This window comes from Yoonia sp. R2-816 (assembly GCF_046762905.1).
Classification (GTDB): domain Bacteria; phylum Pseudomonadota; class Alphaproteobacteria; order Rhodobacterales; family Rhodobacteraceae; genus Yoonia.
Genome location: NZ_JBKQXN010000143.1, coordinates 1 through 438 on the forward strand (window position 1 = coordinate 1; position 438 = coordinate 438).

Genomic DNA, 438 nt, shown 5'->3' on the forward strand with positions numbered 1-438 from the left:
TCCCCCTGCCCCGTTTGGGCTAGGGCGCGGGCAGAACAAGCTGGAGTGCCGTGCACTCCTGGACTTCAATGAGGGCGCGATAACGGCCGTGATGGACCTCAGAGAGTTCGGGCAAAGGCACGCCAAGCGTCACTCCATGAAAGTTCGCGTTGGTGTGCTTGCGTTTGAAGCTCACATGAGCATTGCGATAGACGCCGATGCGGATACCCTTCCAGATCTCAATATGCGCGGCACCTTCGAGGTAGTCTGACCCACGTCTGCTATGTGTTGTGGCGCAGGCGTCCCAAAGTACACGCCTCATGAGCGAGTATTGACGCGGTTCACTCCCCTAAACGCATATGATGTATTGCGGCAAACAACTGCAAGGAATCTCCCTGATGAAGACCGACCTCAAATCCATGACCCGCAAAGAGCTTGAGAAGCTCAAGGCCAATGTTG

Annotated in this window: 1 protein-coding gene; it reads left to right on the forward strand. The window is 55.7% G+C overall.

Annotated elements, in window-relative coordinates:
• On the forward strand, window positions 1–250 hold a 250-nt coding region (locus ACFWW2_RS04785), incomplete at its 5' end, for a hypothetical protein (RefSeq protein ID WP_393926601.1).
• Between the last annotated feature and the right edge of the window lie 188 nt (window positions 251–438).